This is a genomic window from Mycobacterium marinum (assembly GCF_003391395.1).
GTDB classification, from domain to species: domain Bacteria; phylum Actinomycetota; class Actinomycetes; order Mycobacteriales; family Mycobacteriaceae; genus Mycobacterium; species Mycobacterium marinum.
The window spans coordinates 4,442,109-4,457,523 of the sequence record NZ_CP024190.1; the positions used below are offsets into that span (position 1 = coordinate 4,442,109).

At 66.5% G+C, this 15,415-nt stretch carries 9 protein-coding genes; 3 read left to right on the plus strand and 6 right to left on the minus strand.

Going from position 1 to position 15,415, the window contains the following annotated elements; all coding sequences use genetic code 11:
• Nucleotides 1-54 precede the first annotated feature (54 nt).
• The 4 genes from CCUG20998_RS18555 to CCUG20998_RS18570 all read right to left on the minus strand — a co-directional run bounded on the left by CCUG20998_RS18555 (nt 55) and on the right by CCUG20998_RS18570 (nt 7,393).
• Entirely contained in the window at nt 55-1,449 is a 1,395-nt protein-coding gene (locus CCUG20998_RS18555) for a mechanosensitive ion channel family protein (RefSeq protein WP_020730269.1), read from the minus strand.
• Nucleotides 1,446-3,638: an adenylate/guanylate cyclase domain-containing protein gene (locus tag CCUG20998_RS18560; protein WP_020730268.1), complete on the minus strand. Its 2,193-nt coding sequence runs from the start codon at nt 3,636-3,638 to the stop codon at nt 1,446-1,448. The genes CCUG20998_RS18555 and CCUG20998_RS18560 overlap by 4 nt, the downstream gene beginning before the upstream one ends.
• A gap of 165 nt (nt 3,639-3,803) precedes the next feature.
• The gene (locus CCUG20998_RS18565; protein WP_020730267.1) at nt 3,804-5,204 is read right to left on the minus strand and encodes a mechanosensitive ion channel domain-containing protein; all 1,401 of its coding nucleotides are present in this window, start codon (nt 5,202-5,204) and stop codon (nt 3,804-3,806) included.
• Nucleotides 5,201-7,393 (minus strand): adenylate/guanylate cyclase domain-containing protein, encoded by a 2,193-nt coding sequence (locus CCUG20998_RS18570; RefSeq protein ID WP_020730266.1) that lies wholly within the window; start codon nt 7,391-7,393, stop codon nt 5,201-5,203. Before CCUG20998_RS18570 ends, CCUG20998_RS18565 begins: the two co-directional genes overlap by 4 nt.
• A 716-nt stretch (nt 7,394-8,109) precedes the next feature.
• Here CCUG20998_RS18570 and CCUG20998_RS18580 point away from each other — a divergent pair.
• Nucleotides 8,110-10,692 (plus strand): PE family protein, encoded by a 2,583-nt coding sequence (locus CCUG20998_RS18580; protein WP_116269133.1) that lies wholly within the window; start codon nt 8,110-8,112, stop codon nt 10,690-10,692.
• A gap of 112 nt (nt 10,693-10,804) precedes the next feature.
• Here the strand turns inward: CCUG20998_RS18580 and CCUG20998_RS18585 are convergent, their stop codons facing one another.
• Complete coding sequence (locus tag CCUG20998_RS18585; protein ID WP_020730262.1) at nt 10,805-12,847, minus strand: NAD(+) synthase; 2,043 nt, start codon at nt 12,845-12,847, stop codon at nt 10,805-10,807.
• Nucleotides 12,848-12,985: 138 nt separating this feature from the next.
• Here CCUG20998_RS18585 and CCUG20998_RS28995 point away from each other — a divergent pair, with 138 nt between their 5' ends.
• Together CCUG20998_RS28995 and CCUG20998_RS18590 are read left to right on the plus strand one after the other, a co-directional pair.
• On the plus strand, nt 12,986-13,114 hold the full coding sequence (locus CCUG20998_RS28995; RefSeq protein ID WP_258037502.1) for a hypothetical protein: 129 nt from the start codon (nt 12,986-12,988) through the stop codon (nt 13,112-13,114).
• 73 nt (nt 13,115-13,187) lie between these two features.
• Complete coding sequence (locus CCUG20998_RS18590; protein ID WP_051173389.1) at nt 13,188-14,039, plus strand: NAD-dependent protein deacetylase; 852 nt, start codon at nt 13,188-13,190, stop codon at nt 14,037-14,039.
• Between the two features lie 86 nt (nt 14,040-14,125).
• On the opposite strand, the gene CCUG20998_RS18595 is transcribed toward CCUG20998_RS18590, so the two are convergent.
• Entirely contained in the window at nt 14,126-15,385 is a 1,260-nt protein-coding gene (locus CCUG20998_RS18595; RefSeq protein ID WP_020730259.1) for a cytochrome P450, read from the minus strand.
• Nucleotides 15,386-15,415 lie beyond the last annotated feature (30 nt).

Consider the following 15,415-nt stretch of genomic DNA (forward strand, 5'->3'; position numbering starts at 1 on the left):
CGGCCCGTTCGGGTGGCAGCCCGGCCGCGCGGGGCCAGCCGGGCTGCCAGGGGGCTAATTGAGGCCACCCACCCGTCGCACCTTGCTTTGCCGCTCCTCGAGGATGTGACCAAAATCCTGCAGCAGCAGTGGTTCACGCATCACCAGATGTTCGAGGTGCTCGCGGTCGACCTCGAGCGCGGTGACCTCGTCGAGCGCATGTGCGCCCGCCAGGTTGGGTTGGCGGGTCAGCGCCGTGAGCCCCAGGAATCCGCCTTCATGCAACGTGGTGACCGGCACGACCGACCCGTCTTCGGCCGTCGCGGTCAGCCGCACGCGTCCGGTGATCAAGAACGTCATCCCGGCCGGCACCTGTCCGGCGTACTCCATGGTTTCACCGGCCGCGAACCGAATGATCCTGGCGCTGGACAACAACGCCTGCTGGTCGGTATCGCTGAGCCTCATCACCGGTGCCACCACCGTCTTGAGCGCGTGCTGGACGCGTTCGGTGGTCGAGAAATCGTCATCGGCCCCGTTGAGGTGCAGCCCCTCCCGCCGCGCGGCGTACCAAATCCAGCGCAGAAATGTTGCGCGCGCGGCACTCTCCTCGGCCGGCGACCGCAGCCCGATGGTGGTGCAGTATTCGGTGCCGCCGACCGGCTCGGTGGTGACTAGGAACCCGCTGTCGAGCTGCGGCAGCGCGGCGGCAACCCGGGACAACAGCGCGCACACCCGATCGGGGGCGTCCGCGTCGGAAAACTTGGTCGGTATCGCCAACTGGTAGGCGCCGGCCGGGCGGCTCAGGTTGGTGAACGGTGTGCTGGCCAGTACCGAGTTCGGGGTGATTCGCAGTCCGCTGCCGGTCTCGATGTGCACTGCACGCCAGTTCACCTCGACAATTCGTCCCCGCGTGGTGGTCGTATCGAGCCAGTCGTCGATCTGGAACGGTTGCTCGAACAGCATGAACAGGCCGGAGACGATCTGGCTGACGGAGTTCTGCAACATCAGACCGATGACGACCGATGTCACCCCCAGCGCGGTGAACAGGCCGCCGATCCGAACGCCCCAAACGAACGAGAGGATCACCGCCAGTCCGGCGCCGATCAGTGCGAACCGTGCGACGTCGACGAAGATGACCGGTAGCCGTCGGCGCCACGAACCCTGCGGGGCCCCGGAGAAGACCGCGGCATTGAGCCCGGACAACAGCAGGACCAAGACCAGGAAGCCGAATACGGTGGCCAGCAGCCGCACCGCGGTGTCGTGGGCCGGCACCCCCGTCGCATTGACCATGAGCAGCAACACCGCGCCCAGCGGCAGCACATAGTTGCGCAGCAGGCCGACTTGGCGGGCCAGCGCGCTTTGCCTGCGGCGCAACAGCCGCTGGACTTCGGTGAGAATCACGACCAGCACGGGCAGAGCCGCCGCGATTCCGACGGCCCAGTAGAACCAGGCCGAGCCGAACACGCTCATCGCCGCTCCGACACTTGCCAGATCTGCTGCTGTGATCCCCGGACCGAGATGGCGCCGGCCGGTGTGAACGTCCATATTTCGCGCATCGCGTCGTGTACCCGGGCGCTGACGTAGATGCCCGGATCCGACAGCTGGCCGTGCATTCGGTAGGCCATCTGCACCGCGCCGCCCCACATGTCGTAGGCCAGGTTCGCTCGGCCCACCAGACCACTGACGACTCTGCCGGTGGTGACCCCGACCCGCACCCGCAGCGGATGCTGTGACTGGTTGGCAAACCTATTCACGATGAGCTCGATCTCGAGGGCAAACTCGATGCCCCGGTGCACGTTGTCCAGTCGCGGCGTGGTGGCGCCGCAGGCGGCGAGGTAGCCATTGTGAAATGTGCGGATCGGTTCCACACCCAGGGATTGGGCCGCCGAATCGAACTGTCGGAACAGCTCGTCGACGATACCGACCAATTCGTCACCAGAGAGCCCGTCGGAGATCTCTTCGAGCCCGATGAGCTCGGCGAAGATGACCGTGACATCCTGATGCTCTTCGGCGATGACCTCGCCACCCGCTCGGTAGCGCTGCACCACCGGTTCTGGCATCAGTGCGAGCAGCAGCTGCTCGTTTTGGCTGCGTTGCTCGGTGAGCAGCTGGTCTTTGACTTTCAAATTGCTGCTCATCTCGTTGAAAGCCGCAGTGAGATCACCAAGTTCGTCGCGCGACTTGACCGGCACGGTGACCTCGTAGTCGCCGGAGCGGATCTTCTCGGTGCCCGCCTCCAGCCGACGGATCGGGCGCACCAGCAGCTTGGCCAGCACCATGGACACCACGCAGATGAATAGGGTGATGCCCGCGACCGCCAACACCACCGTCCGACCGAACGACGACAGTCGCTGGTAGGCATCCCAGTCGTCTCGAGTCGCCAGAATCGCCCAACGCAGATCGGAATTGGGCACGTCCAGTGGGGCGTAGGCCTCCAACTCTCGATTGCCCAGATAGTCGGTGTCCTTGGTGATGCCGGACTGTCCACGCAGGGCAGCGCGCAAGCCCGCGCTGGGCACCGGTTGGACCAGCACCGTGGTCCCCAACCGGATCGCCTTGTTCACGACGTCTTCTCGGGTACCGCCGGCCAGCGCCTCGCGGCGATATTCGTCCGGGCTTTCCAGGAAAAGCCGTGAATCCGAACGCATCAGGTTGTCCGAGCCTGCCAGATACGTTTCGGTCGATCGACCCATGCCAACGGCTTCCCACTTCTCGTTGGCGTTCATGATCTGGTTCAAGTTGGTGGGCGGCAACGCCAGGGCCATCACTCCCTGCAGCTTGCCGTCCACCCCGACCGGCGACACCAGCCACGCGGTGGGGGCGTCGACTTCGGGCTGATAGCGCTGGAAGTCGGTGATCCATACGAAGTCGATCTCATTGGACGCCAGCGCCTTTTGATACGCGGTACGCAGGTTGGTCTCGCGATACGGGCCGGTGAAGAGGTTGGTCCCCAGATCGGGTCCCTTGTTGACCGAGTAGACGACGTTGCCTTGCAGGTCGAGCAGCAACGCGTCGCGGTACTGGAATCGGGTGACGATGCCGCGGAAAAAGTCGTTGAAACGGGCGTTGGCCGCCGACCATGCGCTGCCATCACCGGCGTTGTTGAAGCGCATCGACTCACTCGACGAACTGAACGGTGCGGTGTAGTACGCCTGCAGGTACGTCTGCGCGGGCGATGCCGGCAGCAGCGCCTCGAGATCGAGTTCGTGTCCGGTCGCCTGGTCGATCGGCTTGATCAGCTCGTTGACGTAGTAGTCGACGATCGCCTGCTGCTGGACCGGGTCGACGGTCGCGTTGGCCAGTTGCGCGAAGCCGTCGGTGAACGCCGCGGTGGCTTCGTTGGCGCTCATCCCCTCGCTGTACACCATCACCGACTTGGTCAACTCGGAGAAGAGTGCCTCGACCTGCCGTTTCTGGGCCTCCCGCAGCTGGAGTAGTCGCTCAACGGCAACGCGCTGCAACGCGTTGCGACCGCTGACGTAGCCGATGACCCCGACCACCGCGACCGAAAGGATGCTGCAGACCAGCAGCGTCACCAACAACTTGGCCTGGATGCCGACCCGGAGAAATCGCAGCAACCGACGACCTCGACTGTCGGTTCTGCCGGTCTGACCGGACGCGGCCGCGGTGACGGGTTCCGTTGGCTGCCCCGATGTCACCCGGCTTCCTTTCGCCTATGGCCGCGGGACCGGCAGATCCCGCAGCAGACTAACGCGGAAACGCAGACAAAACGGCGTTTGCGCGAAACACGCGATCGCGCAGGAGCCAGCAGCTGGCCTCGAAGCTCGTCGGCCGATGGGCCCACGTCGCGACCGCGGTTGTCGTCAAGCGACCCGTTCGCGCTGGGTTACTTGCTGCACCTTCAGCTGCCGCTCGTCGATCAGTCGGCCCAGCTCCTGCAACAGCGCCGGCTTGCTCATCACGATGCGCTCGAGATACTCGCGATCGATGTCGAGCACGGTCACCTCTTCCAGTGCCACCGCACCGCCCGGGTTGGGTTGCCGAGTCAACGCGGTCACCCCCAGGAAAGCGCCCTTGCCGAGGGTGCCGACCGCGACGGCGGGACCGTCCGCCGGGGTCACCATCAGACGGACGCTACCGGCGATGATGAAGGACATGCCTTTGGGCACAACGCCGGCCTGCTGCACGGTTTCATCGGTGCCGTAGCGCACCACCTTGGCGTATGGGGACAGCGACTGCTGATCGAGCAGACTGAGCTTGAGTTCCGGGCTCACCGCGCGCAACGCGTCCTGGACTCGTTGGGGGGTCGAGAAGGTGTCACCGGCCCCATCCAGCGCAAGCCCCTCGCGACGGGCGGCGTACCAGACCCACCGCAAAAACGTATCTTGGGCAACACCGTCTTCGGCGGGAGACTTGAGCCGGACGGTGGTGCGGTACTCGGCGCCGCCCAGGGCAACCGTGGCCGGCATCACCCCGCTCTTGAGATTGGGCAATGCGCTGGCGACCCTGGTCAGCATCGCGCATACCTTGTCCGGCGCATCGGACGCCGCGAATTTCGTTGTGATGCTGCACTTGTGCGAACCACCCGGGCGACTAAGGTTGGTAAAAGCCGTCGTCGCCAGCACCGAGTTTGGGGTGATCCGCAGCCCGGTTCCGGTTTCGATGTGTACGGCACGCCAGTTGACCTCCACCACTCGCCCTCGCGCAGTGGGCGTGTCCAGCCAGTCGTCGATCCGGAATGGCTGCTCGAACAGCATGAACAAGCCCGACACGATCTGGCCGACGGAGTTCTGCAGCATCAGGCCGATCACGACCGACGTCACGCCCAAGGCGGTGAAGATGCCTCCGACCCGAACCCCCCAGACGTAGGACAGGATCATCGCCAGCCCGATACCGATCAGCGCAAATCGGGCCACATCGAGAAAGATGGTGGGCAACCGCTTGCGCCAACTGTCCTGCGGCGCGCTGGCAAATACCGTTGCGTTGAGCGCGGACAGTAGCAACACCAGCACCAGGAAGCCAAACACCGTGGTCAGGATTCGTACCGTGCCTTCTCCTGCCGGTACTTGTGAGGCTTTGACCAGGAACAGCAGCAACGCACCGAGCGGGAGCAGGAAGTTGCGCAGCAGGGTGACCTGACGGGCCAGGTGGCTGTTCCTGCGGGCCAGCGAATTGTGCAGCTCGGTGAGCAGGATCAGGCCAACCGGCACTCCGATCGCGATGCCGACGGCCCAGTGGAACCACGAGGCGCCCAGGACGTTCATGACTGCTCCGACATCCGGTAGATCTGCTGTTCCGCACCGCCGACCGCGATGGTCCCTGCCGGCGCGAACTGCCGCTCGTCTCGCATCGCCTCATACACCTGCGAGGTGACGTAGATACCGGGCTGCGGTGAGCCACTGTGCATTTGGTAGGCGGTGCTGACCGCCGCACCCCACATGTCGTAGACAACGCTGGTTCGGCCGACCAGCCCGCTGATGACGTTGCCGGTGTTGATTCCGGCCCGCAGCCGTAGTTGGTGGCCGCTTTGGTGGTTGAACCGCTCGATGATGCGCTGCATCTCCAGCGCGAATGCGACCGTGCGGGCGACGTTGTCCAAACGTGGCGTGGTGACCCCGCAGCTGGCTAGATAGCCGTTGTGTAGCGTGCGGATCCGTTCCACCCCAAGGGATTCAGCTGCCGAATCGAACTGGCGGAACAGGTCATCGACGATGGCGATCAACTCGTTGCCCGACAGCGATCGGGAGACCTCGTCCAAGCCCAGGATGTCAGCGAAGATCACGGTGACGTCCTGGTGTTCCTGGGCGATGGTCTGTTCGCCCTCGCGATACCGCTGCACCACCGGCTCGGGCATCATCGACAGCAGCAGCCGATCATTTTCCCGGCGCTGCTCGTTGAGCAGATCCTCCTTGATATTCAGGCTTCGGCTCATCTCATTGAAAGCGGCCGTCAGATCGCCGATCTCGTCACGCGACTTCACCGGAATCGCGACGTCGTAGTCACCGCCGCTGATCTTCTCGGTGCCCGCCTCCAGGCGTCTGATCGGCCGCACCATCAGTTGGGCGATCAACATCGAGAAGACACAGATGATCACGATCATCGCCACGGTCACCAATACCAGCGCCTTGCTGAATGCGGCTGCGGCGGCGAATGCCGCAGAATCGTCGTTGGTCGCCAGGATCGACCAATGCAGATCCGAGTTGGGAATATTCAGCGGCGCAAAGGCTTCCAGCTCGCGGTTACCCGTATAGTCGACCGCGCTGACCGTTCCGGTCTGGCCCCGCTGCGCCTCACGTAGACCCGCGGTCGCCACCGGTTGCAGCAACACCGTGCTCCCGAGTTGGATCGCCCGGTTCACCACCTCCGGTGAGGTCCCGGCCGCCACCGCCTGGCGGCGATATTCTTCGGGATCCTGCAGGAACAACCTCGAATCCGATCGCATGAGGTTGTCCGGCCCGGCAAGATAGGTCTCGGTCCCGGTACCCATCCCGGCCGCTTGCCAGTTCTTGTCGGCGGTCATCATCTTGTTGATCTTGGCGATGGGCAGCGGTAGCGCCAGCACACCTTCGGTTCTGCCGCCCTGCAGCACCGGGGACACCAGCCAGGCCGTCGCCGCGTCCAGCTGTGGTTGATACGGCTCGAAATCGGTGATCCAGGTGAAGTCGACGGCGTTGGCGCCCAGCGCCCTGAGATAGGCGTCGCGCAGATTGGATTCGCGATACGGCCCGGTCAGTATGTTGGTGCCGAGGTCGGGGTCCTTGCTCAAGCTGTAGACGATGTTGCCACGGGTATCGAGCAGAACCGCGTCGTCGTAATCGAATCGGGTGACGATCTCGCGAAAGTAGCCGTTGAATTCCGCGTTGGCGGCCGACCACGCGCTGCCATCGCCGGCGTCGTCCAGCCGCATCGAATCCTGATCGGACGTGAACGGCGCGGTGTAGTACGCCTGCAGGTATTTCTGCGCCGGCGATGTCGGCAGCAGCGCTTCGAGGTCGAGTTTGGTTCCAGTCAGGTGTTCGACCGGTTTGATGAGCTGGTCGTTGTAGTAGTTGACGAGCGACTCTTGCTGCGCCGGACTTATCGTCGCGTCCGCCAGTTGGTCGAATCCGGCGGTGAACTGCGCGACCGCGTCTATCACGGTCAGCCCGCGGGCGTAGATGACCAGCGAATTGGTCAGGTCGGAGAACAGCGTCTCCACCGCGCGCAGCTGCGATTCGCGTAGCTGGGTCAGACGTCCGTACGCGGCAGCGCTGAGCGAACTGCGGCCGGTATGAAAACCGACCGCCACGATCGCGGCCACCGAAACGATGCTCGACAGCAGCAACAGCACCATGAGCTTGGACTGGATGCTCACCCGGAAGCGCGGCCGGCGGCGGCGCGTGCCCTTCGCACCATCGTGGGCCGGGGCACCCTCCACCACCGGCTCCGGATCTTTCGCCTCGGCCGCCGTCAAAAGACTTCCTTTCCGTTATTTGCCGCCCAACCGCTCTACGATGCACCGATTGCGCGCCAGACGGGCGCCGACACGCAGCGCGGGCGCGGTTTGCTGTGTTTGTTGTGCGACCGCCCGGTGGCCGCCGTGTCGCCTTCGCCGTCGTTGCAGCGGCCGCTACCCGCCTGCCCGGTGCACCAATTCACCGACGAGACAATTATGGGCGGCGCGAAAATTCCTTCAATAGTGAATTATCAATTCGCTCGATAATGAATTAATAAATTGTTTAAAGGCCCTCAATTAGACGAGCCATTAACGTAACGTGCCTTCCGCCCGAACCAATTCCCCACGGCACCCAAGGCGGATAGCAAGCGATGGCCGACTCCTGTGGTTCCAACGATCAACGTCGCGATGTCGCCACGCCGGGACGCCGGTTGACCAGTGCGCCGCCGGTCACCGCACGAAGTTGGCGAAATCTTCATCCGGGTAACCCTTTTGACCGGAAACCGGACCTGGGTTCGCGAGCCGTCGAACAACGCCGACGGGGTCGTGATCACGTTGGCCCGCCATCGGCCCATCCCGCCGCAATCGCTCGGCCCGCTGAGGTTGGCGCGAAAGGCCCGACAGTCGATGCAGCCCTTACCGCACACGCAATAGCCGGTGGCGCTGCCCGGATCGGTTGACCTCGGCGCGAAACCCCTCCGTCATTGTTCGAGGCTAGCTAAAGGAGCAATTTGATGTCCTACGTTTTGGTTACGCCCGAGATGGTAGCCACAGCGGCCGCGGATGCTGCTGCGATCGGCTCGACGGTCAGCGCGGCCAATGCCGCCGCGGCGATCCCGACCACCGCGATAGCCACTGCCGCCGCCGATGACGTGTCTGCGGCCATCGCGGCGCTGTTCAACGCCCACGCCGAGCAGTACCAGGCCCTCAGTGTTCGCGTGGCCGAGTTTCATGAGTCCTTCACCCGCGCCCTGACCGCCGGCAGCACCGCCTACGCCACCGCCGAAGCCGCCAACGCCGGCCCCCTGCAGCCGCTGCTCGACCTGATCAATGCGCCGACCCAGGCACTACTGGCACGTCCGCTGATCGGCGACGGTACCAACGGGGCACCGGGCACCGGCCAAGGCGGCGGCAACGGAGGCCTGCTTATCGGCAACGGCGGCGCCGGCGGGTCCGGTGCACCCGGTCAACGCGGCGGGGCCGGCGGGGCCGGCGGGCTTCTGCTCGGCAACGGCGGAGCCGGTGGAGCCGGTGGGGTCGGCGCGCTCGGCCAGGCCAGCGGCACCGGCGGCAATGGTGGGGCCGGCGGGCTGTTGTTCGGCAAGGGCGGGGCCGGTGGAGCCGGTGGGGTCGGCGGGCTTGGCCAGGCCGGCGGCACCGGCGGCAATGGCGGGGCCGGCGGGCTGTTGTTCGGCAATGGCGGTGCCGGTGGGGTCGGTGGGGCCGGGGGTGTCGGTGGAGTCGACTCGGCGGGCGGCACCGGCGGGACCGGCGGGACCGGCGGCGCCAATGGGCTGTTCGGGGCGGCCGGTTCCGGTGGCAGCGGCGGGGCCGGCGGCGATGGCGCTCCCGGTGACACCGCTAGCGCCGGTGGGACCGGCGGGACCGGATCGGCCGGCGGTGCCGGCGGCACCGGCGGGGTCGGCGGGGCCAATCAGTTCTTCGGCCACGCCGGGGACGGTGGCCATGGCGGTACCGGCGGCACCGGCGGCACGGGCGGGGCCGGCGGCTCGGGTGTCGGATCAGGCCTGGCCGGCGGTGCCGGCGGGGACGGTGGCGCGGGCGGCGCCGCGGGCCGCGGTGGCGCCGCGGGCGCCGGTGGTCCACTGGTTACCCCAGGGCATGCGGGCAACACCGGCACCGGTGGTACCGGCGGTACCGGCGGCACCGGCGGAAACGGCGATCTCCACACCAACGGCGGCAACGGCGGCACCGGCGGAAGCGGCGGCGCCGGCATCGCCGGTGTCGGCGGTGGCAACGGCGGCACCGGCGGCGACGGCGGCAAGGGCGGCACCGGCGCCAACGGCGCCCCGTTGGGTGCCAGCGGCGGCACCGGAGGCGACGGCGGCAAGGGCGGCGGCGGCGGCAACGCTACCGACGGCGGCCACGGCGGTAACGGAGGTACCGGCGGCACCGCCGGTGACGGCGGCAACGGCCAATCCGGTGACCTGAATGCGAACGGGGGCGGCGGCGGCCGTGGCGGCACTGGCGGTGCCGGGGGTATCGGCGGGACTACCACCGGCGGCGGTGATGCCGGGGCCGGTGGCGGCGGGGGTGCCGGTGGGACCGGAGGCTCTGGCGGAGAAGGCGGTGCCGGCGGCTTTGGTGGTGATGGCGGGGCCGGCGGCACCGGCGGCAAGGCTGGCGCCGGTGGGGACGGCGGCAACGCAACCGACGGCGGAAACGCCGGTGCCGGTGGGGACGGCGGAACCGGCGGCGCCGGCGGCGCCGGGGGCGGCATCGTGACCGGGATCAATGGCGGTGCCGGCGGGGCAGGTGGTGACGGCGGCGATAGCGGCAACGGCGGCAACGCAACCGGCGGCGGCGACGGCGGCAACGGCGGGACGGCCGGCACAGGCGGCGCCGGTGGTTTGGGTGGCGGTGGCTTCCGGGTCGGACATGGTGGTGGCGGCGGCAACGGCGGCAATGGCGGCGTCGGCGGCACCGCAACCGCGGGCGGCGACGCCGGTAGCGGCGGCACCGGCGGCGTCGGTGGCGACGGCAGCGTCGGAGGCGACGCCTCCGATGCCGTCGCCGGTGGCGACGGTGGCACCGGCGGTCGGGGCGGCAGCGGCGGTGCTGGCGGTATCGCAACGGGCGGCGGCAGCGCCGGCCACGGCGGCGGGGGCGGCGGGGGCGGCAACGGCGGCCACGGCACCGACGGCACCGCCGGTGTGGCCGGTCATGGTGGTGGTGCCGGTGGCGCCGGCGGCGACGCCGGCGACGGCGGCAAAGGTGGTGACGCTCTCGACGGCGGCACCGCCGGTGCCGGTGGTGCCGGCGGCAAGGCCGGCAACGGGGGCGGCGCCGGTTCCGGCGGCAAAGGTACCTTCGACGGCGGCGCGGGCGGCGCTGGAGGCGACGGCGGCAAGGCCGGCAACGGAGGCGCTGGCGGCATCGACAGCAACGGTCAGGTCGCCGACGGCGGCGACGGCGGTGACGGCGGCAACGGCGGTGACGGCGGCAACGGCGGTGACGGTTCACCCGTCGGTGCCGGCGGTACGGGCGGTATCGGCACCGCCGGTGGTGTCGGGGGCGGAGGCGGCGCGGTGTCCGGCCGCCCCGGCCAGAACGGCAGCGAGGGCCAGCCTGGGTGAACCCCGCGCGTCGAGGCGGCCGTTCTTCCGGTCGCGGAAAATTTTAGGGGCCCAACGGTGTTCGCGGACCTATGGAACTAGCAGACGTGGCCGCTACGGCCGGTCCGTCTGGCTAGTCGCGCGGCACGGTGGTTTCGATCTCGTCGAGCCAGACTCGCGCCGACATGTCCGACGGAGCCCGCCAATCGCCGCGCGGAGACAGCGCACCTCCGTGGGACACCTTGGGGCCATTGGGCAGTGCCGACCGCTTGAACTGGCTGAACGAATAGAAGCGCTGGGCGAAGACCATCATCCAGTGCCGGATCTCGGATAGCGAGTACGACGGCCTCTTGTCGTCGGGGAAACCGGGTGGCCAGTTGCCACGTTGTGAGTCGCTCCACGCGTGCCAGGCCAGAAAGGCAATCTTCGAGGGGCGAAATCCGTACCGCAGCACATGAAACAGCGAGAAGTCTTGCAACGCGAAGGGGCCCACCTTGGACTCGCTGCTCTGCAATTCTTCTTCCTCGCCGGTGGGCACCAGTTCGGGAGTGATCTCGGTGTCCAGCACCGACTGCAATACCTCGTCCACATGCTCGTCGAACTGACCCGACGAGATAACCCAGCGCATCAGGTGCTGAATCAATGTCTTGGGGACCCCGGCGTTGACGTTGTAGTGCGACATCTGGTCGCCGACACCATATGTCGACCAGCCCAGCCCGAGTTCGGACAGGTCACCGGTGCCAAGCACGATTCCGCCGCGATGGTTTGCGATGCGGAATAGATAGTCGGTGCGCAGCCCGGCCTGAACGTTCTCGAAAGTGACGTCGTAGACCTTCTCCCCGCTGGAGAACGGGTGCCCGATGGTGTCGAGCATCAACCGGGCCGTCTCGGTGATGTCGATTTCCTCGAAGCTGACCCCCAGCGCCTTGGCCAGCTTGATCGCGTTGTTCTTGGTGCGATCACCGGTGGCGAATCCGGGCAGGGTGAACGCCAGAATGTCGCTGCGCGGACGGCCTTCGCGGTCCATGGCGCGAGCGGCGACGATCAGCGCGTGGGTGGAGTCGAGCCCGCCGGAGACCCCGATGACCACCTTCGGATAGTTGAGCGCCCGCAGCCGCTGTTCGAGGCCGGACACCTGGATGTTGTAGGCCTCGTAGCAATCCTGTTGCAGCCGTTGCGGATCAGCTGGGACGAAGGGGAAGCGTTCGAGCTCGCGCCGCAACCCGATGTCTCCGGCCGGTGGATCCAGCCGGAACACGACGGGCCGGAATGAGTCCGCCAATGACCGGTGATGGCGGCGGTTGTCGTCAAAGGTGCCCATCCGCAGCCGCTCCGATCGGAGCAACTCGGTGTCCACGTCGGCCACGCAGCGGCGTTCTCCGCGGGGAAACCGCTCGGATTCGGCCAGTAGAACCCCGTTTTCCCAAATCATGGTCTGGCCGTCCCAGGCCAGGTCCGTCGTCGACTCGCCCTCCCCCGCCGCGGCATAGACATAGGCGGCCAGACACCGTGCCGACGCCGAGCGGGCCAGCAGCGCACGGTCCTCGGCGCGCCCGATGGTGATCGGGCTCCCGGACAGGTTGGCAAGTATCGTCGCGCCCGCCAACGCTGCCTCAGCACTGGGCGGTATGGGGACGAACATGTCCTCACAGATCTCGACGTGCAGCACGAAGCCGGGCAGGTCGGAGGCGGCGAAGAGCAGGTCGGGGCCGAACGGCACGTCCGCGCCGCAGACCCGAATGGTGCCCCGCTCGTCGTCTCCGGCCGCGACCTGACGGCGTTCGTAGAACTCGCGATAGGTGGGCAGATAGGACTTCGGCACCACCCCCAGCACGGCTCCGCGATGAATGACGACGGCGGTGTTGTAGATGCGATGCTGATACCGCAGTGGCGCGCCGATCACCAAAACGGGCAACAGATTGGCCGACGCCGTCACCACATCGAGCAGCGCGTCCTGCACGGCGTCGAGAAGAGCGTCCTGCAACAGGATGTCCTCGATCGAGTAGCCCGACAGCGTCAGCTCAGGGAACACCGCCAGCGCGACACCGTCGTCGTGGCACTGGCGGGCCAACCCCAGTACCGACGCGGCATTGGCCGCCGGGTCACCAAGCGTGGTGTGGTGGGTGCACGCGGCAACGCGCACAAAGCCCTGGCCGTATGCGTTGTAGAAGTCCATCGTCGTTCCATTATCGGCTTCCCACCGCCGAAGACCGAAACGACGGGCGGAAACCGATCAACGAGCCTTGTCTAGGGGTCCGGGTGGGCGCCTAGATCGCAGGCAAGATGTCCCGCTCGGTGCGTTGTCGCGGCGCCCATGCCCCACCCGCCCCTGGGCCTGAACGGCTTCGGTCTGCTCACCGAATTCGGCAACACTGCCGCCCATCGCGTCGGCGCCGGGCAGCACGACAGCAGTCCGAGCCGGCGCCGCTACCGGGTCGGATAACCGCGTCACGAAACCGCTCGATTGTCCGACGGCCGATTGGCAGGCAAGCTGATTCGTGCCTACTCTCAAGGCTGTGGACTCCCCGGAACTCGTCGCGGCGCTGACCGGTCACCGGATAGCCGTGCTCACCGGCGCCGGGATTTCCACCGATTCCGGCATACCGGACTATCGCGGACCCGATTCGCCGCCGAGCAATCCAATGACAATCCGCCAGTTCACGTCGGACCCGGTTTTCCGGCAGCGGTACTGGGCGCGCAATCATGTTGGCTGGCGGCACATGGATGACACCGCGCCCAATGCCGGCCATCGCGCGCTGGCCGCGCTCGAACGTGCCGGCGTGGTGACCGGAGTGATCACCCAGAACGTCGATCTGCTGCACACCAAGGCGGGCAGCAAGAATGTGGTCAACCTGCATGGCACCTATGCGCAGGTGACGTGCCTGGGCTGTGGTCACACGATCAGCCGCTCGACGCTGGCCGCCGAACTCGAGTCGCTCAACCCGGGATTCATCGAGCGCGCCGAGGCCGTCGGCGGCCTGGCCGTGGCTCCTGACGCGGACGCTGTTATCGCCGATACCGAGTCGTTTCGCTACATCGACTGCCGTTGCTGCGGGGGGATGCTCAAGCCCGATATCGTCTACTTCGGCGAGAGCGTCCCCAAAGAACATGTGGATCAAGCATTTTCACTGGTCGATCAGTCCGACGCGCTGCTTGTGGCCGGTTCGTCACTGACCGTGTTCTCGGGCTATCGGTTTCTACGTCACGCCGCGGCACGGGGCATTCCGGTCGCGATCATCAACCGGGGCCACACCCGCGGAGACGATCTGGCCGACGTCAAAGTCGACGGCGGTTGTTCTGAACTGCTGGTCTTGCTGGCTTCCGAACTAGCCGCAGCGGTTTACGTGGAACCGATAACCGTTTGCTAGCAGTGCCTTTGATCGCCAGCTTGACCAGCGGATGCCCCTGCGCGAAGGCCGATGGCCCAGTTTGGCCGATGCCATGTCCCCCACCGTCAGAAGGTGCAGGGCATGCTGCGGATGGCGTGTACGAAGTTGCCGGGCACGTAGACCGGATCACCGGCCTGGATATCGGGAAGTTGCACAAGTAGCTCGCCGAAGATGGCACGCAGTTGCGCGCGGGCCAGATGCGCGCCGAGACAGAAGTGCACTCCACCGCCTCCGAAGCCCACGTGGGGATTTGGACTGCGGCTCAGATCCAGGCGTTCGGGATGACAGAACGCATCCTCATCCCAGTTTCCGGAGGCATAGAACATCACCACCTTTTCCCCCACGCGAATCAGTTGTCCGCCCAGCTCGAAATCCGCGGCCGCAGTGCGGCGAAATGTCATCACCGGCGTCGCCCACCGAACGAGTTCCTCGACCGCTGTACCAATCCGAGTGCCGAAATCGGCTAGCAGCCAAGCCTTCTCGCCGGGAAAGTCGGTAAGCGCCTTCAGGCCATGACTGATGGTCTGGCGGGTGGTGTCATTACCGGCCACCGCAAGCAGCACAAAAAACGCCGCCACATCCGCATCGGCGAGCCTGTCGCCGTCCACCTCGGCGTTGACCAGAGCGCTGAACAGGTCATCGCCGGGCCGGTCCCGCCGCTCGGCGGCCAAAGAGGCGGCGACCTGATGCAGATACATCTGATTTTCGAAGAGCACGGCCAGCGGTTCTCGACCATTCAGGTAGCGGGGGTCCGCCCAGGAGACCAGCGCATCGGCGGCATGTGCCACCCGCTCACGGTCGGCTTCGGGAATTCCCACCATGTCCGACAGGGTGCGGATGGGCAGTTCCTTGGCGCAGTGCTCGACGAAATCGACACCACCGCCGGCCATCCGGAGCTCTTCGACAATGCCCTTGGCGTTGATCTTGATCGAGTCCTCGATGCGACGGACTTGCCTGGGCGTGAATGCCGCGCTGACCAACTTGCGCAGCTTGGTGTGTCGCGGTGGGTCCATCGCCAGAAATGACTGTGACGCTTCCAGCAGTTCGGCGGGAACATTCTCGAACAGCACGCCATTGCCGGACAAGAACACCTCGTTAGTGCGGCTGACCGCAACGATGTCAGCGCGCCGGGTGACCGCCCAGAACCCCGGGTCGTTGGGATCCTGGATGAGCGCGTCTTCGACCGGAGGGTGCCAGCTCACCGGGCGTTCGGCCCGCAACACCGAAAATGAGCTTTCCCGCTGCGACGCACTCGATGCCCAGAACGCACGCGATGACAGATCGATCGTGTCGTAGGGCCGCACGCTCGCCGAAATTGCCGTCATCGCCGCTCTCCTTCATCAACTAGGACCCCG

Bases quoted from the DNA above. Each gene is read 5' to 3' on its own strand.
- CCUG20998_RS18555 (WP_020730269.1), bottom strand. From the start codon at position 1,449: ATGAGCGTGTTCGGCTCGGCCTGGTTCTACTGGGCCGTCGGAATCGCG.
- CCUG20998_RS18565 (WP_020730267.1), bottom strand. From the start codon at position 5,204: ATGAACGTCCTGGGCGCCTCGTGGTTCCACTGGGCCGTCGGCATCGCG.
- CCUG20998_RS18580 (WP_116269133.1), top strand. From the start codon at position 8,110: ATGTCCTACGTTTTGGTTACGCCCGAGATGGTAGCCACAGCGGCCGCG.
- CCUG20998_RS18585 (WP_020730262.1), bottom strand. From the start codon at position 12,847: ATGGACTTCTACAACGCATACGGCCAGGGCTTTGTGCGCGTTGCCGCG.
- CCUG20998_RS28995 (WP_258037502.1), top strand. From the start codon at position 12,986: ATGCCCCACCCGCCCCTGGGCCTGAACGGCTTCGGTCTGCTCACCGAA.
- CCUG20998_RS18595 (WP_020730259.1), bottom strand. From the start codon at position 15,385: ATGACGGCAATTTCGGCGAGCGTGCGGCCCTACGACACGATCGATCTG.